The 19,739-nt window shown below is 57.7% G+C and carries 17 protein-coding genes and 1 tRNA gene; 6 read left to right on the top strand and 12 right to left on the bottom strand.

What is annotated here, in order from left to right; translation table 11 throughout:
* The 6 genes from FB556_RS05085 to FB556_RS05060 form a co-directional block, all read right to left on the bottom strand.
* Window positions 1-774: a fumarylacetoacetate hydrolase family protein gene (locus tag FB556_RS05085; RefSeq protein WP_141865485.1), complete on the bottom strand. Its 774-nt coding sequence runs from the start codon at window positions 772-774 to the stop codon at window positions 1-3.
* Between the two features lie 32 nt (window positions 775-806).
* A complete protein-coding gene (locus FB556_RS05080; RefSeq protein WP_141865483.1) occupies window positions 807-1,934 on the bottom strand; it encodes a branched-chain amino acid aminotransferase in 1,128 nt (375 codons plus the stop codon).
* Between the two features lie 66 nt (window positions 1,935-2,000).
* Complete coding sequence (locus tag FB556_RS05075) at window positions 2,001-3,047, bottom strand: 3-isopropylmalate dehydrogenase (protein WP_141865481.1); 1,047 nt, start codon at window positions 3,045-3,047, stop codon at window positions 2,001-2,003.
* A 14-nt stretch (window positions 3,048-3,061) separates the two neighbouring features.
* Window positions 3,062-4,660 (bottom strand): methionine--tRNA ligase, encoded by a 1,599-nt coding sequence (metG, locus tag FB556_RS05070; protein WP_141865479.1) that lies wholly within the window; start codon window positions 4,658-4,660, stop codon window positions 3,062-3,064.
* A complete protein-coding gene (gene serA, locus FB556_RS05065) occupies window positions 4,657-6,258 on the bottom strand; it encodes a phosphoglycerate dehydrogenase (RefSeq protein WP_141865477.1) in 1,602 nt (533 codons plus the stop codon). Before serA ends, metG begins: the two co-directional genes overlap by 4 nt.
* A gap of 157 nt (window positions 6,259-6,415) precedes the next feature.
* Window positions 6,416-7,723: an FAD-binding oxidoreductase gene (locus FB556_RS05060; protein ID WP_342774658.1), complete on the bottom strand. Its 1,308-nt coding sequence runs from the start codon at window positions 7,721-7,723 to the stop codon at window positions 6,416-6,418.
* 363 nt (window positions 7,724-8,086) lie between these two features.
* Here FB556_RS05060 and FB556_RS05055 point away from each other — a divergent pair, with 363 nt between their 5' ends.
* Both FB556_RS05055 and FB556_RS05050 read left to right on the top strand, forming a co-directional pair.
* Window positions 8,087-8,548: an SRPBCC family protein gene (locus FB556_RS05055; protein WP_141865473.1), complete on the top strand. Its 462-nt coding sequence runs from the start codon at window positions 8,087-8,089 to the stop codon at window positions 8,546-8,548.
* Between the two features lie 78 nt (window positions 8,549-8,626).
* Complete coding sequence (locus FB556_RS05050) at window positions 8,627-8,998, top strand: carboxymuconolactone decarboxylase family protein (RefSeq protein ID WP_141865471.1); 372 nt, start codon at window positions 8,627-8,629, stop codon at window positions 8,996-8,998.
* A gap of 164 nt (window positions 8,999-9,162) precedes the next feature.
* On the opposite strand, the gene FB556_RS05045 is transcribed toward FB556_RS05050, so the two are convergent.
* From FB556_RS05045 to ilvD, 5 genes are all read right to left on the bottom strand, one after another.
* A complete protein-coding gene (locus tag FB556_RS05045) occupies window positions 9,163-9,774 on the bottom strand; it encodes a DUF4870 domain-containing protein (RefSeq protein ID WP_170200377.1) in 612 nt (203 codons plus the stop codon).
* 196 nt (window positions 9,775-9,970) lie between these two features.
* Window positions 9,971-10,999 carry a ketol-acid reductoisomerase gene (ilvC, locus tag FB556_RS05040; RefSeq protein ID WP_141865467.1) on the bottom strand — a complete coding sequence of 343 codons (1,029 nt, stop codon included), beginning with the start codon at window positions 10,997-10,999 and terminating at the stop codon, window positions 9,971-9,973.
* 37 nt (window positions 11,000-11,036) lie between these two features.
* Window positions 11,037-11,546 carry an acetolactate synthase small subunit gene (gene ilvN, locus FB556_RS05035; RefSeq protein WP_141865465.1) on the bottom strand — a complete coding sequence of 170 codons (510 nt, stop codon included), beginning with the start codon at window positions 11,544-11,546 and terminating at the stop codon, window positions 11,037-11,039.
* A gap of 3 nt (window positions 11,547-11,549) precedes the next feature.
* Window positions 11,550-13,418: an acetolactate synthase large subunit gene (locus tag FB556_RS05030; protein ID WP_141865463.1), complete on the bottom strand. Its 1,869-nt coding sequence runs from the start codon at window positions 13,416-13,418 to the stop codon at window positions 11,550-11,552.
* 277 nt (window positions 13,419-13,695) lie between these two features.
* Window positions 13,696-15,417: a dihydroxy-acid dehydratase gene (gene ilvD, locus FB556_RS05025; RefSeq protein ID WP_141865461.1), complete on the bottom strand. Its 1,722-nt coding sequence runs from the start codon at window positions 15,415-15,417 to the stop codon at window positions 13,696-13,698.
* A gap of 190 nt (window positions 15,418-15,607) precedes the next feature.
* Here ilvD and FB556_RS05020 point away from each other — a divergent pair.
* From FB556_RS05020 to FB556_RS05005, 4 genes are all read left to right on the top strand, one after another.
* A tRNA-Lys gene (locus FB556_RS05020) sits at window positions 15,608-15,679 on the top strand.
* A gap of 156 nt (window positions 15,680-15,835) precedes the next feature.
* The gene (locus FB556_RS05015; protein WP_141865459.1) at window positions 15,836-16,288 is read left to right on the top strand and encodes a pyridoxamine 5'-phosphate oxidase family protein; all 453 of its coding nucleotides are present in this window, start codon (window positions 15,836-15,838) and stop codon (window positions 16,286-16,288) included.
* 119 nt (window positions 16,289-16,407) lie between these two features.
* A complete protein-coding gene (locus FB556_RS05010; protein WP_141865457.1) occupies window positions 16,408-17,730 on the top strand; it encodes an Nramp family divalent metal transporter in 1,323 nt (440 codons plus the stop codon).
* A 186-nt stretch (window positions 17,731-17,916) separates the two neighbouring features.
* On the top strand, window positions 17,917-18,357 hold the full coding sequence (locus tag FB556_RS05005) for a VOC family protein (RefSeq protein ID WP_141865455.1): 441 nt from the start codon (window positions 17,917-17,919) through the stop codon (window positions 18,355-18,357).
* Here FB556_RS05005 and FB556_RS05000 read toward each other — a convergent pair.
* On the bottom strand, window positions 18,354-19,622 hold the full coding sequence (locus FB556_RS05000; RefSeq protein WP_246057220.1) for an AI-2E family transporter: 1,269 nt from the start codon (window positions 19,620-19,622) through the stop codon (window positions 18,354-18,356). The two genes, FB556_RS05005 and FB556_RS05000, sit on opposite strands and share 4 nt — an antisense overlap.
* Window positions 19,623-19,739: the final 117 nt, after the last annotated feature.

Genomic DNA, 19,739 nt, shown 5'->3' with positions numbered 1-19,739 from the left:
TTAGCCGACAGTGGGACGGCGCACAGTCGTGGACAGGGTACCGATGCCCTCGATCTCACATTCCACGGTTTGACCGTCGTAGATCGTCCCGACGCCCGCCGGCGTGCCGGTCAGGATGACATCCCCGGGCAGCAGAGTGAAGGCTTCGGAGATATACGACACCAGGGTGCGCACATCAAAGACCATGTCCTGGGTGTTACCGTTTTGGCGCAACTCACCGTCGACCCAGGACCGGATCTGGACATCGTCTGGATCCAATTCGGTTTCAATCCACGGGCCCAGCGGGCACGAACCATCAAAGCCTTTGGCGCGAGCCCATTGGTCTTCGGCACGTTGCACGTCGCGTGCGGTCAGATCATTGCCGACGGTGTAGCCGAAGATGACTTCATCGACGCGATCGACTGGTACGTCTTTGGCAATGCGGCCAATAACCACAGCCAGTTCCGCCTCGTAGGATACTTCTTCGGTCCAATCGGGCAGCATGACCGGTTCATCGGGACCCACCACTGAGGTGTTGGGTTTGAAGAACAGCAGCGGCGAGCTTGGGACCTCGTTGCCGAGTTCTTCGGCGTGCGCCTGCCAGTTCCGGCCGACACCGACGACTTTGGAGCGCGGCAAAATCGGGGTCACAAGGCGCACGTCGTCGAGTTTCAGGGTCTCGGTCGTGGGCACGATGCCCGCATAGAGCGGATCGTTGGCTAATACCGTGATGGTGTCGTCCTGGACGACGCCGTAGTGAAAATCTTCCCGGTGAACAAAACGTGCAATGCGCAAGGTATTTTCCCCTATCGAAAACGTGCGGTGACTTAGGCTAGGCGGTGCATCCAGCCGTAGATGTCTTCCTCATGACCGGTCTGGATACCAACCAGACGGTTGCGCAGGGCATTGGCCACCGGGAAGTCGGTTGATGGGGTGGTGTGGACTTCTTCGCGGTCGGCGACCCGCCCAATCGGGGTGATCACAGCAGCTGTCCCGCACGCAAAGACCTCTTGGAAGTCACCGGAGGCCACACCGTCTTTCCATTCGTTGAAGGTGATGCGGCGTTCTTCGACGTCCAGTCCCTGGTCTTTACCCAGTTGCAGGATCGAATCGCGCGTGATGCCTTCCAGAATGGTTCCGGTGAGTTTCGGGGTGATGAGTTTATTGTCTTTGGTGACGAAGAAGACGTTCATGCCCCCGAGTTCTTCCAGGGACTCATCAGGGCTGCGATCCAGGAAGATGACCTGGTCATGGCCGCGGGATGCGCCTTGAAGCTGGGCTGCCAGGGAGGCTGCGTAGTTGCCACCGAATTTTGCAGCTCCGGTGCCGCCCTCCCCTGCGCGGGCAAAATCGCGCGACACCCAGATGCTGACCGGTTTCAGCTCGCCACCGAAATAGTTGCCGGCGGGCGAGGCGATCACGTGGAAGTTGAAGTTGCGAGCCGGGCGGACCCCGAGGAATGCTTCGGTGGCAATCATAAATGGCCGCAAGTACAGCGACTGGCCCTCACCCTTTGGAACCCAGGCGGCGTCTCGGACCATGAGTTCTTCCAGCGCCTTGACGAAGGTTTCTTCTGGCAGTTGTGGCATGGCCATGCGGTGCGCTGAGCGGTTCATGCGAGCTGCGTTGGCGTGCGGGCGGAAGGTCCACACGGAGCCGTCGTCGTGGCGGTAGGCTTTCAAGCCTTCGAAAATTTCTTGGGCGTAGTGCAGCACGGCAGCGGCCGGACTCAGTGCCAGGGGTCCGTATGGCTCAACGCGAGCGTTGGACCAGTCCCCCACCATTTTGAGATATTCACCGGCTTCGAATGCCTCATTCTGACCTTCGACATCGGCGGTCCATTCAATGGTCACCATGTGATCGGTGAAGTACTGCCCGAATCCTGGGTTTGCTAACACGTTTGCGCGGTCTGTGTCCGCAAGAGGACTCTGGTTAGCGTGGTACTGAAATTCCATGATTGACCTTTCTGCCGGCCCTGCCGGGCGAAAATTCTTTTAAAAAGCTACCGGGGATGTGCGTCGTTAGACTGCGGCTGCGATCGCGTCGCCGATTTCTTGAGTGGTGCGCGGCGTGGAATCGCGTGCGGCGAGGTCTTCCCATACTGCCTTATTAACCCGCAGTGCCGCATCCGCATAGCCTTCTTGTTCCAACAAAATCGCGGCTGACAAGATGGCCGCCGTCGGGTCTGCTTTCTGAGTGCCGGCAATGTCCGGTGCAGAGCCGTGGACCGGTTCATACATCGACGGGGCGGTGCCGTTAATGTTCAGGTTGCCCGATGCGGCCAGACCGATACCACCGGTGACTGCTGCGGCGAGGTCGGTGACGATGTCGCCGAACATATTGTCCGTCAGGATGACATCAAAACGGCCCGGATCGGTGGTCAAGAAGATCATCGCCGCATCGACGTGCAGGTAGTCGTGGGTGACGTCGGGGAACTCTTCGCCCACCTCGTTGACAATGCGGTTCCACAGGTGCCCGGCGTGGACTAACACGTTGTGCTTATGTAACAGGGTCACGTGTTTGCGTTCGCGGTTCTGAGCGTACTCAAACGCGGCACGAACGACCCGCTCCACACCGTAGGCGGTGTTGACGGAAGTTTCGTTGGCGACCTCGTATTTGGTCCCGGTGCGCATCGACCCGCCGTTGCCAACGTAAAGACCCTCGGTGCCTTCGCGGAAGACCACAAAGTCAATATCGCCGGGGTTAGCCAACGGTGAGGTCGCACCCGGGTAGAGCACAGACGGGCGGAAATTCACCGCGTGGTCGAAAGCAAAGCGCAGTTTGAGCAGGATCTCGCGCTCCAACAACCCCGAAGGGATCCGAGTGTCATTCGGAGCGGCCCCAACGGCACCGAACAGGATCGCCTGGTGACCGCGGATAGCCTGAAGGGTCTCATCAGTCAGCGTTTCGCCGGTTGCCAACCAATGTTCGGCACCCAGGCCGTATTCGGTGGTGCTGACGTTGTCTTCACCGATGGCAGCCTTAAGCACTTTCAAGGCCTCGGCGGTGACTTCTGGGCCGATGCCATCGCCGGGGATCAGGGCGAGATCTAATACATTTTCGCTCAAAATGCTCTACCTTCTTATTCGTCTTCTTCGTGGCGTGGGAATACCGGGGTCGGTTTGGCGATCGGTGTGCCCGGGGCAAGCTGATCATCCCAGGCCGCATAGGACCGTGGACCTTCACCGGAGGCATTAGTGCGCCCGGCGTCTGCTGAGGCGTCGACGCCCAGGGCATCCAGCAACTTGGTCGCCGAGCCGGGCATGACCGCTTGAATCAGCAGCGCAATGCGGCGCACGACCTCCAGGGTCACCCACAGCACGGTTTGCATCCGAGCCTCATCGGTCTTGCGCAGTACCCAGGGTTCTTGATCAGCAAAGTAACTGTTCGTGTCGTCCAAAACTTTCCAGGCGGCACCCAGGGCCCGGTAGAAGTCTTGTTTTTCAAAGTGCGTGCGCCAGGTGTCCAACAGGCCTGCGGCATCGGCCAGGATCTGTTCGTCTTGGGCGGTCAGCTCGCCGGGTTGGGGCACCTGACCGTCAACGTTTTTGTAGACCATCGACAGGCTGCGCTGCGCCAGGTTGCCCAGGTTATTTGATAGGTCAGCGTTTTTGCGACGCACCACACCATCGTGTGAGTACGAACCATCGGCACCGAAGGGGAATTCCCGCAGCAAGAAGAACCGCACGGTGTCCAGGCCGTAGCGTTCGACCCACCCGGCCGGGTGGACTACGTTGCCCAGCGATTTGGACATTTTTTCGCCCTCGTTATTGAGGAACCCGTGGATCATCACGCGCTTTGGCAACTCAATGCCCGCTGACATCAAAAACGCCGGCCAGAAGATGCAGTGGAACCGGGAAATGTCCTTACCGATGACGTGTAGATCAGCCGGCCAGTACCGCTTCAGCTCACTGTCGGCATCCGGGAAGCCAGCGCCGGTGATGTAGTTGGTGAGCGCATCGACCCACACGTACATGACGTGCTTTTTATCGGTTTTCAGCGCCGGGTCGGTGGCCTCCGGAACCGGGATCCCCCAGTCAAATGAGGTCCGCGAGATCGACAGATCTTCTAGCCCACCTTCAACAAACCGGATGACTTCATTGGCTCGCGTCTGGGGTGCAATGAAATCCGGGTTGGCCTGGTAGTGGGCCAGCAGTTTATCGGCGTAGTTCGACAGGCGGAAGAAATAGGATTCTTCTTCGGTCCAGGTGACCTCGGTGCCCGTTTCGGTGGCAATCCGCACGCCGTCGTCGTTGACATGGGTCTCGTCGTCGGCAAAAAACCGTTCATCGCGCACGGAGTACCAACCGGAGTACGTGTCCAGGTAGATATCGCCGGCGGCTTCCATGCGACGCCAAATTTCTTGGGCCGAGGCCTTGTGATCGGCGTCAGTGGTGCGGATGAACCGATCATAGGAGACATCCAGTACGTTATCGTCCATGTCCTGGAAGACATCAGCATTGCGCGTGGCAAGTTCCATCGGGCTGATACCCTCTTGCTCGGCAGTCTGCTGCATCTTTTGACCGTGCTCATCGGTTCCGGTCAAAAAGCGCACATCGTAGCCGTCAAGCCGTTTGAACCGTGCCATGACATCGGTGGCGATGTATTCGTAGGCGTGGCCAATGTGCGGTTCGCCGTTGGGGTAGGCAATGGCCGTGGTCAGGTAGTAGGTGGTGTTCACCGTCCGGTTTCCTCCAAATCAACCTCAGCGGTCTTGGCTGCGTGGATCGCTTCGCCGACTTGTTCCATCAGACCGGCGGGTAGTGCCGAGTCCAGGGTCAGCACGGCCAGGGCCTTGGCACCGTCGTGGCGCAGTGCGACGTCCATGGTGGCGATGTTGATGTTGCGATCACCTAATTGCATACCCATGGTACCGATCACCCCTGGTCGGTCATGGTATTCCAACACGAGCATGTGGTCGGCGATCGCGACTTCGAACTCGTAGTCGTTGAGCCCAACCAATTTCTCGACCTGTTTTGGTCCGGTCAGCGTGCCAGTCACGCTGAACTGTTGGCCATCGGCAGCAACGGACTTCACAGTGATGGTGTTGCGGTAGTGCGGTGAGTTCGTGGTGGTCGACAGGCGGGTTTCAATACCGCGGCCCTCGGCCAGCACTGGTGCATTCACATACGAGACATGACCGGAGACGACGTCGGTGAACACACCTTTGAGGGCGGCAAGTTTCAGCGAGTCGACATTCTTCTCGGCAAGTTCCCCGGCGACTTCGACCTCAATGGCCGAGACCGACACACCCTTCATGACGGCCGAGAGGATGCGACCGAGTTTTTCGGTCAGCGGGATACCGGGACGGACGTATGGGTCGATGACGCCACCGGCAACATTGACGGCGTCTGGGACGAGTTCACCCGCCAGTGCCAGGCGGACCGATTTGGCGACAGCGACACCGGCTTTTTCCTGGGCTTCTTCGGTTGACGCACCCAGGTGTGGGGTCACGGTCGCGGAATCGTGTTTGAAGAAGGGCAGGTCTTTTGCTGGCTCTTTGACAAAGACATCAATCCCGGCGCCAGCAATGAGGCCGTCGTCCAGGGCGCGACCCAGGGCTTCTTCATCGATCAGCCCACCGCGGGCAACGTTGATGACGTAGGCGGAGTCTTTCATGATTTTGAACTGCTCATCCGAGAGCATGCCCAGGGTCTCGGGGGTCCGCGGCATATGGATTGTGATGAAGTCGGAGATTTCCAACAGCTCATCCAGGCTCACCAGGTGGGCGCCCATCTTTTGGGCGCGGGCGGCGGTGACATATGGGTCATAAGCCACGATATTCATGTCGAAGGCCTTCATGCGCTCGGCGACCAGCGAGCCGATGCGGCCCAGCCCGATGATGCCCAGGGTCTTTTCGTAGAGCTCGATGCCCTTATATGCGGAACGCTTCCACTGACCGGCCTTGAGTGATTCATTGGCCGGGGCAATGTTGCGAGCAGCTGCAAGAATGTGGCCGCACGTCAGTTCTGCAGCAGAAATGATGTTGGAGGTGGGAGCGTTGACCACCATCACGCCGGCTTCGGTCGCGGATTGCGTATCGACGTTATCGAGTCCGACGCCGGCCCGTGCGATCACTTTGAGGTTTTTTGCGGCCGCGATGGCTTCGGCATCCATGAGCGTTGCCGAACGGATCAACACGGCTTCGGCATCTGCGAGCGCTGGGAGTAACTGGTCTCGGTCAGCACCATCGGTGTGGCGAATCTCGAAGTCGGTCCCAAGAGCATCCATGGTGGCCGGAGAGAGTTCTTCTGCGATGAGCACTACGGGTTTGGACACGAACGACACACTTTCAATAAATAGATAAACACTGTCGTGAGCTCACTTATGGCTCACCGCAACCATCTTACGGCGTTTTATCTTGCGTGCTGACACTCAGACGCTCGGTGAAGCGATGTTCGATGTGACATAGTGCATCTTAGGCTCGTGGCGCTCATCAGCGGTGGAGGTCGTAGACCGCTCCGGGGTTCAAAATGTTGTCTGGATCGAGGGCTTTTTTGATGCGGTGATTCAGCTCCAGGGCGTCTTCCCCGATGGAGTCCACCAACCAGGGTCGTTTGAGCCGACCGACACCGTGTTCACCGGTGATCGTTCCACCCAACCGGACAGCCAGGTCCATGACGTCACCGTAAGCGAGTTGAGCGCGTTGCTGCTGCTCCTCGTCCGTGGGGTCAACGACCAGCAGCGGGTGCGTGTTGCCATCTCCGGCGTGGGCGATGACGGCGATTGGCACCTGCCGGGTCTGGGAGATCTGCTCAACTCCAGCAACGAGGTCGCCCAGTCGTGGCAATGGTACGCCGACGTCTTCTAATAGCAACGTACCCTTGCGTTCGACAGCGGGAATCGCCATGCGTCGGGCCGCGATGATGGCTTCAGCTTCGTCAGCATCTGAGGTCGAGAACACATCGGTTGCGTTGTGCTCCTGGCACAGCTGTTCAATGAGTGTTATCTCATGAGCAGCATGTTCTGTCGGTTCATCGGTTTGGATCACCAACATTGCTGCGGCGTCACGCTCCAGGCCCATTCCCGTAAGGTCGTCCACCGCATTAATCGTGTAGTTGTCCATGAACTCCAGCATCGAAGGGCGCATTGAGGAAGTGACCGCTAGAACAGCGTTAATCGAGTCGTCCAGGGTCGAAAACGTCGCGACCAATGTAGTGGCGGGGCGTTGAGCTGGCACCAACCGCAGGGTGATTTCGGTGATCACGCCCAGCGTGCCTTCACTACCGATAAACAGTTGCTTCAGGTTCAGACCCGCGACGTCCTTGACCTGCGTACCGCCCAGCTGCACTTGCCTACCATCAGCCAGCACGACTTCCATGCCCAAGACGTAGTCAGCGGTGACCCCGTACTTCACACAGCACAGCCCACCGGCATTGGTTGCAACATTGCCACCAATCGAGCAAAACTCATAGGACGACGGATCAGGTGGATACCACAGCCCATGCTCGGCAGCTGCGGCCTTGACTTCAGCATTGAAAACACCAGGCTGCACCACTGCCGTTCGGGTCAGCGGGTCTATCGTCATGTCGCGCATGTTTTCTAGCGACAGCACGATGCCGCCGTCGACAGCAGAGCTTCCTCCAGACAGTCCCGAACCTGCGCCACGAGCTACCACAGGGATACCCTGGGAAGCGGCGAACCGGATCGTGGCCTGCACATCTTCTGCAGTTGTGGCACGAACGACGGCGATCGGTGTTCCAGCATCGGGATCATTGGCCCGATCTCGGCGATAGTTATCGATTGTGGCTGGGTTGGTGACGACGTTGTCTTGGCCAACGGCTTCAATGAGTTCTTGAAGCTGCTGGGTCCCTACGAAAGATTGTTACACCAATCCCCATTCCTTCCACACCAAAACCACTTAGTGATGCACATCACCTGCGTGGATCCTAGCACGTGGCAATTCTGGAGGAAAGAAATGATCTCAACCCGCCCGTGAGAACCGCGGAGTCTCATACTGGTTTAGGAAATCAGATCTTAAGGGCTCGCCACCGAGTAAAGACGGAGTGAACAATCTGCCAAACGTGCATAGAACGTTGATTCGTGTTTCAACTGGGAGCAATATGTAGTCAATGTACTATTCGGTTCAATCGCACGAGGAGTCACGATGCAGGCTACCGACATGTCCAAAGGGTTCACCATTATCCGCTACATTGAGGCGACCCCAGAACAGGTATGGCACGCGTGGACCGAACCGGAAGCTATTGCACACTGGTGGCATCTACCCTTGACCTCCACACCGCGCGAGGAACTCGAGTTCGATGTCCGCCCGGGTGGTCACTATATTTACACCAGTCTGCATCACGAGACCGAAAAACGGATGACCTCGGGTGGAGTCTACAAAGAAGTTCAGCCATACGATCACCTGGTCTTCACCTGGGGCGCACCAGGTCTCAATCCAGAAGACCTCCCCATCATTACGATCCGCCTCGATCGCGTTTCTGATGGCACACACATGAGTCTTGAGTTTCGGGGGTTCTCTGGAGAACCCGGCGATGACTCCTACTACGACACCTGGGATGTCGCGGTGAAGAACCTCAAGGAATACCTCACCCCGGCCGCAGCGTGATCTCACGAGATACCTGAAGTCATCAGCCGGTCAACTGATAGCCTGCTGGTGGCTCATTTATTTCTCAAGGAGGATGCTTTGGAACTCAGCATGGATAAGGGCAATCAATTTGTCGAAGATACTCAATCTCCTGAAGGGGCTGCCGCCTGGAAGCAACAACTCGATGAGTTCGCACCCGGTGCTTCAGATTGGGTTGTGGGTGCGGTCTTTGGCGGAACCTACCAGCGCGAAGGATTAGAACTTCGTGATCGTCAGATGCTGAACATGGCGGCACTCGCGGCCATGGGTGGCACCGAACCGCAGCTGACCGGTCACATCAAAACCGCGGTCGACGTCTCGGGCATGACCAAAGAAGAAGTTGCCGAATGTTTCGTGCACCTGATGCCATACATCGGAGTGCCGAAAACCTTGGCTGCGATGCGGTGCATGAAAGCTGCCTTCGCGGAGTAGCTCAAGGACCACATAAGAGAAAACTGGAACTATAGCTTACATAGTCCCCCTTTCTTACGCTAAGTGGGACCATAGGGTGCTATTGGAGCTATGACAGAGCAAACACCGCAACGCTACCGCCACAGCAACGCTTGACCGTCGGTTGGGGTCAACAGTTTCTGGAGTTAGATTCTTACCTGTAGAAAAGTAATCGACAGTGGATACCGCCACGCCTGCAGGTTGCCGGCTTTGACGGCGGCAATGATACAGAACACCGCGTCCAGCACGACCAGCACCGGCCACATGACCCACCCGATAAGTACGATCATCAACACTGATGACGCAAGCAGATAGATGAAGTAGCTAATCCCCCAGTTCAGGGCGGCGCGGCCCTGTTGGTTGAGGGTTTCGCTGCGGTCGCGATAGATCAACCAAATGATCAGCGGAACCAGAAAGCCCAGCAGCAGGTTGCCGATATGCATCAATACGCCCCAGACTTTCTCGTCGTCGGGCGATAGCGGCCGGGGTGCAGCATAACCATAGGCAGCCGGTGGCGCCTGGTAGGTGCCTGACCATTGCGCTGGATCAGGATAGGGCTGTAAGTGTGGTGGTTCTTGCTGGTTGACCGGTGGCAACTCGTAGATGAAATTGGCAAGCTCAGCATGGCAATTCGGGTGCTGCAGGATCACCTGGCGGAGATCTGGGCGGGCCAGGGCGATGGTCCGCAGGGTTTCAGCATCGATCTGCGGGTTTTGTAGATCCGCTGCGGTCACGCTTGAAGGGTCCAGGTTATACATGTCATGCTCCATTGCCTTTACCCGGCCATCGTCCGCGTCTGAGCAGCGCCGTGCCGGGTGATGGTTCATTTCTTATCGTATGCCTGCCCAGGCGGCAGGGTCATGGGTCGCCATAACATGGCTGACGTTAACGTACTGACGGGGTACCGGACATGCATCCGATACCCCGTCGTCGTGATTCTATAACGACGCAGACTTAGCGAGCGGCGGTGCCTTCGGTGTAGTCGTCGTCAGTGTCCTGCAACCAGGAGAACATCTTGCGCAGTTCGCGGCCGGTGGCCTCGATTGGATGCTTCTCCTGCTCAGCGCGGATGGCCTTGAACTCGGTGCCGCCAGCGGCCTGGTCATCCATGAAGCGTTTGGCAAAGGTGCCGTCCTGCACGTCTTTCAGCACTGCCTGCATGTTTTCTTTGACGCGGGCGTCGATAACACGTGGACCGGAAACGTAGTCACCGTATTCAGCGGTATCCGAAACGGACCAGCGCTGCTTGGCGATGCCACCTTCGACCATGAGGTCAACGATGAGCTTCAGCTCGTGCAGGACCTCGAAGTAGGCAACTTCTGGCTGGTAGCCGGCTTCGGTCAGGACTTCGAATCCTGCCTGGACCAGGTGGGATGCGCCACCACACAGTACGGCCTGTTCACCGAAGAGGTCGGTTTCGGTTTCTTCGGTGAAGGTGGTTTCGATGACACCTGCACGGGTACCGCCGACACCCTTGGCGTAGGCCAGGGCGAGGTCTTTGGCTTTACCCGAGGCGTCTTTTTCTACAGCGATCAGTGCTGGGACACCGCGGCCGGCTTCGAATTCACGACGCACAACGTGGCCTGGGCCCTTGGGCGCGACCATGGCGACGTCGACACCCTCTGGGGCAGTGATGTAGCCATAGCGGATGTTGAAACCGTGGGCGAAGAACAGGGCGTCGCCGTCTTGCAGGTGTGGTTCGATGGATTCTTTGAACACCTTGGATTGGTGCTGGTCTGGGACCAGGATCATGATCAGGTCAGCTTCTTTTGCTGCCTCGGCGACGGTGAGTACCTTCAGGCCTTCTGCTTCGGCTTTGGCCTTGGACTTGGAGCCTTCAGCCAGACCGATGCGTACGTCGACACCGGAGTCGCGCAGGGACAGCGAGTGGGCGTGGCCCTGGGAACCGTAGCCGATTACGGCTACTTTGCGGTCCTGCAGCAGCGACAGGTCGGCGTCTTCGTCATAGTATTTTTTGGCCATGAGAGTCTAATTCTCCTTGGGATGGGTGTGTGGTTGGTTATTTGGTCAAAGCACGGTCGGTCATAGATTTACCGCCGCGGGCAACTGCGATGGTGCCGGAACGCACCAGCTCGCGAATGCCAAAGGGTTCGAGCACTTCTAATAGGGCTTCCAGTTTCTGTGCGGAACCGGTGGCTTCTACGGTCACGGCGTCGGTGGATACGTCGACGACGTTGGCGCGGAAGAGTTCTACAGCTTGGACTACCGATGCGCGGGTGGATGCATCGGAGCGAACCTTGACCAGGATGTGGTCGCGCTGGGAAGACTGTTCCGGATTCAGTTCAACGATTTTGATGACGTTGACAAGTTTGTTGAGTTGTTTGGTGACCTGTTCTAAGGCGTTGGCTTCGGCTTCGACCACGACAGTCATGCGGGATAGGCCTTCGACTTCGGATGGTCCCACGGTCAGGGATTCGATGTTGAAGGCGCGGCGCGCAAACAGGCCAGCGACCCGGGTGAGTACACCGGGAACGTCTTGGACCAGAACAGAAAGGGTATGGCGTTGCATGGGTTAGTCCTCCTCGTCCCATTCCGGGGTCATATCCCGGGCTACTTGAATCTGGTCGTTCGGGACACCGGCGGGCACCATTGGCCACACCATCGAGTCGGCTGAGACCACAAAATCGATCACGACCGGACGGTCGTTGATTTCCATGGCCCGCTCAATAGCCGGGGCGATGTCTTCTTCCTTTTCAACGCGGATTCCCACAGCACCGTAGGCTTCGGCAAGTTTGACGAAGTCTGGCACGCGGATCGAATCGGCACCGGTATTCAGATCAGTATTGGAGTACCGGGAATCGTAGAACAGGGTCTGCCACTGGCGGACCATGCCCAGTGAGGAGTTGTTGATCAACGCGACCTTAATCGGGATCTTATTGATCGTACAGGTGGCCAACTCTTGGTTGGTCATCTGGAAGCACCCGTCACCGTCAATGGCCCAGACCGCGCGGTCTGGTGCACCGATCTGGGCACCCATCGCCGCTGGAACGGCAAAGCCCATCGTGCCAAGCCCAGCAGAGTTCATCCACTGGTCTGGCCGGTTGTATTTGACAAACTGGGCGCCCCACATTTGGTGCTGACCGACGCCGGCCACGTAGATCGCTTCTGGTCCGGCGACATCCGAGAGGACTTCCAGCACCTTTTGTGGTGCTAACAGACCGTCATCGGTCGCCGTGTAGCCCAGCGGGTAGGTGTCGCGGGTCTTGTTGACGATCGTCCACCACTCGGTCAAATCCGGGGTGCCGTGTTCGCTGAAGTTTGTGCGAAGCTGGTCGGACAATTCTGGCAGGATCGCTTTGATATCGCCCACGATGGGCACATCAGCGATGCGGTTCTTGGAGATCTCAGCCGGGTCAATATCGGCGTGAATGACTTTGGCCAGCGGGGCAAATGACGCTAACTGTCCAGTCACGCGGTCATCAAAACGCGCTCCCAGGGTGATCAGCAGGTCTGACATCTGCAGCGCGGAGACCGCAGCAACCGTGCCGTGCATGCCGGGCATGCCAAGGTTCTGTGGGTCGTCGTCGGGGAAAATACCGCGAGCATTCAGAGTGGTCACCACTGGTGCGCCGGTCAGTTTGGCCAGCTCGGCCAGTTCTTCGGCCGCCTGAGCTCGCATGGTGCCGCCGCCAACGTAGAGTACCGGGCGCTTGGCTTCTTGAATCAGCTTGGCGGCTTCGCGCACCTGGCGGGAATGTCCGCGGGTCACCGGACGGTAGCCTGGCAGGTCCATGACCGGTGGCCAGGAAAATTCCATCTGGGACTCTTGGGCGTCTTTGGTGATATCCACCAGCACTGGACCTGGGCGGCCGGTGTTGGCAATGTAAAACGCTTCGGCCAGAGCCTGTGGAATGTCTTCAGCACGACGCACCAAAAACGAGTGTTTGGTGATCGGCATGGTGATCCCCACGATATCGGCTTCCTGGAAAGCATCCGAGCCGATCAGCTTGGATCCGACCTGCCCGGTAATAAACACCACGGCCTCGGAGTCCATATTGGCATCGGCAATCGCGGTCACCAGGTTGGTTGCCCCAGGCCCGGAAGTCGCAATAGCCACACCGGTTTTGCCGGTGGCCAGGTAGTAGCCCTGGGCTGCGTGGCCGGCGCCTTGTTCGTGACGGACCAGGATGTGGCGAATACGCGAGGTATCCATCAGTGGGTCATAGGTCGGCAGAATCGCTCCGCCGGGCAATCCGAAAACATCGGTGACGTCGAGTTCTTCCAGTGAACGAACTATCGCCTGGGCCCCGGTCATCTTGGTGGGCTCTACGACCCGGTTGGGGCCAGGAACAGCCTGTGCGTCAGAGTCATGTACGGTTTTTTCCCGCTGCGGCGGGTGAGCTGGCATCACCGAAGGGGTGATATTTGATCCGGAACTCATCTCAGTGTGCCTCGATCAGTCGTAAGTTGTGTAGTTATTGCTGTCGACGTCGTTCACGTCGTTGGGTGGTTCGCGGTTTTGCGATGCCCATAAAAAAACCCCGGCTGCGGCGGGTTTGCCTGCTCGGGGTTCAGCGCATGGATGGCGTTGCTGCCAACTGAATTCTTCAGTCCATGCGCTGCTAAATAACGACTACTAGGGTCTTCGACATGCCCTAATAATTGTCGTTTCGCCCGAAATTGTCAAATCGAGCACACTCCCCGAGCAGGGGTATCGCTTAGTTGTCGTGTTCTACGTTACAGTGCGCGCCGACCGCGGCGGACTGTACGAGTTGTGAGAACTTGCCCAGCACTCCCCCGGTGAACTTCGGTGGGATCGGCTGCCAGTTGGCTTTCCGAGCGGCAAGCTCGTCGTCGGAGACCTGCAGGTCGATGCTGCGGTTGGCAATATCCACCCGGATGATGTCGCCGTCTTCGACCAGTGCGATCGGACCACCAACCGCGGCTTCCGGTGCGATGTGGCCAATGCACAGCCCGGTCGTACCACCCGAGAAGCGACCATCGGTGATCAGCAGCACGTCAGAACCTAAGCCTGCACCTTTAATAGCACCGGTGATGGCCAGCATCTCACGCATGCCCGGTCCACCCTTGGGCCCTTCATAGCGGATGACGACGACGTCGCCGGCTTTGAGCTCATCGGCTGCCAGTGCATCCATGGCCTGTTGCTCGCGCTCGAAGACGCGTGCGGTGCCTTCAAAGACCTCGGCATCGAACCCGGCCGATTTCACCACAGCACCTTCCGGGGCCATCGAGCCGTGCAGAATAGTCAGTCCACCGGTTTTGTGGATTGGATTCTCCATGCTGCGCAACACCGAACCGTCAAGCTTTTTCGGCTGCAGTTCTGCCAGGTTTTCGGCAACGGTTTTACCGGTCACGGTCAACGCATCACCGTGGATCAGCCCTTCGTCCAGCAGCGCCTGCATCACGACAGGGACACCACCGATACGGTCCAGGTCGGTCATCACGTACTGACCAAATGGCTTCATGTCCGCGATGTGTGGGATCTTATCGCCAATGCGGTTGAAGTCGTGCAGCGACAGTTCCACACCGGCTTCATAGGCTATGGCCAACAGGTGCAGCACGGTGTTGGACGAACCACCAAAGGCCATCATGACGGCGATCGCGTTTTCGAAGGCCTCTTTGGTCAAGATGTCACGAGCGGTGATGCCCTGGGCCAGCATGTTGACCACGGCTTCGCCGGCTTTGCGTGCATCATAGTCACGACGACGGTCTGCCGATGGCGGGGCTGCAGCGCCCGGGATCGACATACCCAGTGCCTCGGCAACCGAAGCCATCGAGTTGGCGGTGTACATCCCGCCACAGGCACCTTCACCCGGGCAGATCGCACGTTCGATGGCATCCAGGTCTTCAAGCGACATCGTGCCACGAGCGCACGCGCCCACTGCTTCAAACGCATCGATCAGAGTAACCTGACGTTCCACGCCATCCGACAGCGTGGCATAGCCCGGCATAATCGAACCGGCATAGACGAAGACCGAAGCCAGATCCAACCGCGCGGCAGCCATGAGCATACCAGGCAGCGATTTGTCACAGCCTGCTAGCAAGACCGAACCATCGAGGCGTTCGGCCATCATGACGGTTTCTACCGAGTCGGCGATGACCTCGCGGGAGACCAGGGAGAAGTGCATGCCGTCGTGGCCCATGGAAATCCCGTCGGAAACCGAGATGGTGCCGAACTGTAGCGGGTATCCTCCGGCGGCGTGCACGCCGGTCTTTGCTGCTTCGGCTAGGCGGTCGAGCGACAGGTTACACGGCGTGATTTCGTTCCAGGACGAGGCGATACCAATCTGTGGCTTATCCCAGTCATCATCACCCATGCCCACAGCCCGGAGCATTCCGCGGGCTGGTGCACGCTCATATCCATCGGTTACATCGCGCGAGCGCGGCTTCATGTCAATTTCGGGATTCTTAGACGTCATGGGACAAATCCTACTGATCTTGTGTCCTACAAAACTTCACGTGACCGATCGTGTCTCAGACAACAGGTTCTTGCAAGGCTCGCGTGCAGAAATTTTGCTTCCGGTATGCTGGTCACTACGAAGCTGACCTTGAATTTTACCTAGCGAGAATTCTTTGATAAAGTCTTTTTTCGTTGCTCAGAAGCAATACGCTCCTCTAGCTCAATGGTAGAGCACCTGACTCTTAATCAGTAGGTTGCCGGTTCGAGTCCGGCGGGGAGCACTTTTTATGCCTTGCCTTAGCTCATTCCGAATTTTTCTCCACTGTTCGCAGTGACCCAGAGGGGCAAGCGTGAAGTACTCACTTGCTTCCTGATCCTCGCAGCTGCGACTAGGCTGAGGCGTAGATCACACCAGGCGGTCGAGGAGGAAAGCTGCTATGGACACAACGTCCCCCATTACTCAACTGACAGTCGAAGAAACTCTCGCGTTTCTGTCTGATAAAAACTTCGGCAGACTCGCCATCTCACTCGACGGCAAGCCAGATATTTTCCCCATCAACTTCGCCGTCCATGTCAACGACGTTGACGATGTCGTGGCCTACATTCGTACTTCTCCTGGCAACAAGCTTTTTGCGACCGCAACCGGCGGATACCTCGCGCTCGAGACAGACCGCATCGAAGGAAACTCTGCCACAAGTGCCGTTATATATGGCACCGGACGTCAGGTGGAACACCGTAAAGAACTTGAACTCGTCGATACTCTAGGTCTCGAAGCCTGGGTGGCCGTACGAAAGCCTGACGTAATCGCCATCGATATAGACCACATTTCGGGTCGACGGTTTACTCTGGGTCCCGGTCCTGAGACCACAATCGCTGAAGCACCTGATTAAGCGTCGTCTGATCTCAGCATCGCCTCCGTGGATTCAAACTCATCCAGTAGCTGCGCTTGAGGCTATTGCTGAGAACCGATTTCGGATACCGTGAAATTCATCACCAGGGGGCGGTCAGCATGACGAATACGAACCATTCCACCGAGGTCGGGTTCACTGAAGCTGAGTTGCATGAACCCCAGGTCAAACCCAGCTGGAACAAAATCGGCCCGGGGATTGTCGCGGCCGCAACCGGTGTCGGTGCGGCCGATCTCGTGGCCACACTCACCGCAGGCTCCCGTTATGGCTACATGTTGGTATGGGCGATCGTCGTCGGCGTCATCTTGAAGATTCTGCTGGTCGAAGGTGTTGGGCGCTACTACCTCTCCACCGGGAAAACGATCTTTCAAGGTTGGCGAACACTGGGTTCGTGGACGAGCTGGTATTTCGGTCCCTACATTCTGATTTGGGGCATCGTCTACGGAGCAACCGCCATGAGCTCCACTGCACTCCCCCTGGCCGCGCTGTTCCCAGCAATTGATCTGAAAATTTTCGCCATCGCAGCCGGCCTCATCGGTCTGGCATTGGTATGGCTTGATCGATATCAACTCATCGAGAAATTAATGATGATCCTGATCGGCATCATGTTCGTCACGGTGCTGCTCTCCGCCGCGCTCACAGTGCCAAACCTTGGAGACATCGCTGCCGGATTGATCCCACGCTTGCCCACCGAGGAAGGTGGCATGTTCTACGTCCTGGCACTAGCCGGTGGGGTCGGCGGGACGATCACGCTTGCCGCCTATGGCTACTGGCTTCGGGAAAAAGGTTGGAGCAAACCCAAATGGATGCGCGTCATGCGCTTCGACAATGCCACCGCCTACGTGCTGACCGGTATTTTCGTCTTTGGGACCATGATCATGGGCGTCGAGCTGCTCTATTCCGCAGGCCTTGCCATTTCCGCCGGTGATGATGGCCTGCTCGACATCTCAACGGTATTAGCAGACCGTTACGGGGAAGCCTGGTCGGTGGTCTTTCTCATCGGATTCTTTGCCGCGTCCTTCTCGTCGCTGTTGGGCGTATGGCACGGCGTCTCGTTGATGTTTGCAGATTTCTGGGCAAACTTCCGACGTCCCGCCGATGATCTAGATCAAGACGACGCTCCCACTTTGCAATCCAAACCAGCCCGTTTCTATATGCTGATGCTCACCTTCCCCACAATGGCATTGTTGTTCTTTGATCAGCCGATCTTTTTGATCTTGCTGTATGGCACCCTGGGTGCATTGTTCATGCCATTTCTTGCGATCACGTTGTTGTTCTTGAATAACCAGAAACGCTTTGTACCCACGCAATTTCGCAATAAGTGGTTCCACAACGTCCTGTTGGGCATGACCGCAGGGGTCTTTGTGGCCGCCGGAGCCAATGAACTCTATGAAGCGCTGGCTCCACTAGGGAACGGTGGCTAACCTGCCACTGAGCCGGACTGCACTCGTGGATGTTGAGCAATATACCGCCCCCAGCTGTGCCGATTCCTGCCGACCGCTGGGCGAATTTCATCAGCAGTGGCTTTGAGTTTTCACTCACGCATATCCTCGTGTCGCAGTGCTCCGTACAATGCTGCATACTTCTTCCGATGACTCAGGAGCACTCTCATGGCGCGCGCACTTGCTACCTATATCTCACTTCCAGGCACCACCGCCGAAGCTATGCATCATTGGCATGAAATCTTCGGCGGAGAACTCAACATCATGACCTACGACGACGTTCCGATGGAGGGTATGCCGTTCGAACCCCACCCAGGCGCGGTCGCGCACGCCACGTTAGACTTCCCCGGTGGCAGCATCGCCGGATCCGATGTGGTCGACGACAAGACCTATCCCATTCGCGATACGGCTTATTCTTTCTTGCTCACCACCCAAAACGCCGATGAGGCCCGTGGCTACATGGCTCAACTCATCGATGGCGGCGGCTCAGAAGCCATGCCATTTGAACAGGCACCCTGGGGTGGCTGGTATGGTCAGGTCTTTGACCAGTTCGGCGTCATGTGGGCATTTTCCTGCGATGAAGACTCACCGCGTCCACAGTTGATCTAAGCGTTGTCGTCGTCAGACTCCATATCGTCAGACGACTTCGTGGCTTTTGCTGCGGCTTTTTCGGCCTGCTCTTGGCGCTTGGCTTCTCGAAGCTGGTGACGGCGTTCGTCCCCAACCGCTTCGATCTGTAATTGCGCTTTATCAACCGGGCCGAGTCCTTCAATTTCTTCGCGACCGGTCCACACCTTGATGACGCTCCAAGCCACCGCGACCAGTGGGACGGCCAACACCGCACCGATGATCCCGGCCAGCACAGTCCCGGCGGTCAACGCCATCAAAATTACCAGCGCGTGCAGACTCAAGGTCTGCGCCATGACGACCGGTTGCAGGAAGTTCCCTTCAAGCTGGTTGACCAGAATGACCGCGCCCAACACGATAAGCGCCACCACCGGACCGTTGGCAACCAGTGCGACCAGGGTCGCCAAGATCCCGGCGATTGTGGCACCCACCAGCGGAATGAACCCACCGAGGAAGACCACCACACCCAGCGGGATGGCCAACGGCACTTGGAGAATCAACAGTGCCGTCGTAATGCCGATGGCATCGGCAGCTGCCACGATCGCGGTGCCACGAATATAACCACCAAAGGTGTGCATTGCACGGTCACCGGACGCGATCGTTTGCGCCCGGAAGTGGTCGGGGGCCCACGAGACGAAGAACGCCCAGATACGGTCGCCGTCTTTGAGTAAGAAAAATAGGATCACTAACAACAGCACCAAACTGGTGACAAAGGTTCCAGCCGCACTAATCGTGGTCACGGCGCCGGTGCCGAACTCCGCGGAGGTCAAGAACCCGGTGACCGTGGCAAGCATGGAATCAATCTGATCCTGATCAATAACAAAGGCCAGGCCGCCGAGGAGTTGTTCTGCCCCTTCGCGCAACTGGTTGAAGCCCTCTACCGCTTGTTCCACCAGCGTGGACCATTCGTTGATAACAGAAAACACCAGTGCTGTGCCGATGCCACCAAGGATCAACAACGACCCCAGGAAGACTGTCCAGGCGGCCAGCACGTTGGGCATGACCCGTCGGCACAACCGCACCAGGGGCCACAGAGCACACGCCAAGATGACAGCGATCAACGCTGGGATGACCACGACCGTTAGGTTGAGCAGGGCGAGAATCACCAGCCCGACGAGCGTACCGACGATGAGTAACTGCAGGGAGCGCACGCCGAGACGGCCAAGAGTATCCGTCCACAGTTGTGAAACGGTAAAATACGGTCGTTTTTCACTCGACTCGTTGAGCTCGTCAAGAGTACTGGCCACTTGCTGCCTCCCACTTTGAAAGGGCAATCCTCATCTCGGATTACCGTTGAGATAAAACCTACCGGAAGACCCCTATGCCAACATCAGACACGCCAGAATACCCAAGACACTACGCTG

The sequence above is a fragment of the Enteractinococcus coprophilus genome (genome assembly GCF_006716305.1).
Taxonomy (GTDB): Bacteria; Actinomycetota; Actinomycetes; order Actinomycetales; family Micrococcaceae; genus Yaniella; species Yaniella coprophila.
The sequence above is the reverse complement of the archived record's forward strand: the minus strand, read 5'-3'. Positions and strand labels throughout refer to the sequence as shown.

Bases quoted from the DNA above. Each gene is read 5' to 3' on its own strand.
- FB556_RS05045 (WP_170200377.1), bottom strand. From the start codon at position 9,774: ATGTATAACCTGGACCCTTCAAGCGTGACCGCAGCGGATCTACAAAAC.
- FB556_RS05010 (WP_141865457.1), top strand. From the start codon at position 16,408: ATGACGAATACGAACCATTCCACCGAGGTCGGGTTCACTGAAGCTGAG.
- FB556_RS05080 (WP_141865483.1), bottom strand. From the start codon at position 1,934: ATGGAATTTCAGTACCACGCTAACCAGAGTCCTCTTGCGGACACAGAC.
- FB556_RS05005 (WP_141865455.1), top strand. From the start codon at position 17,917: ATGGCGCGCGCACTTGCTACCTATATCTCACTTCCAGGCACCACCGCC.
- ilvC (WP_141865467.1), bottom strand. From the start codon at position 10,999: ATGGCCAAAAAATACTATGACGAAGACGCCGACCTGTCGCTGCTGCAG.
- FB556_RS05015 (WP_141865459.1), top strand. From the start codon at position 15,836: ATGGACACAACGTCCCCCATTACTCAACTGACAGTCGAAGAAACTCTC.
- FB556_RS05055 (WP_141865473.1), top strand. From the start codon at position 8,087: ATGCAGGCTACCGACATGTCCAAAGGGTTCACCATTATCCGCTACATT.
- ilvD (WP_141865461.1), bottom strand. From the start codon at position 15,417: ATGACGTCTAAGAATCCCGAAATTGACATGAAGCCGCGCTCGCGCGAT.
- FB556_RS05030 (WP_141865463.1), bottom strand. From the start codon at position 13,418: ATGAGTTCCGGATCAAATATCACCCCTTCGGTGATGCCAGCTCACCCG.
- ilvN (WP_141865465.1), bottom strand. From the start codon at position 11,546: ATGCAACGCCATACCCTTTCTGTTCTGGTCCAAGACGTTCCCGGTGTA.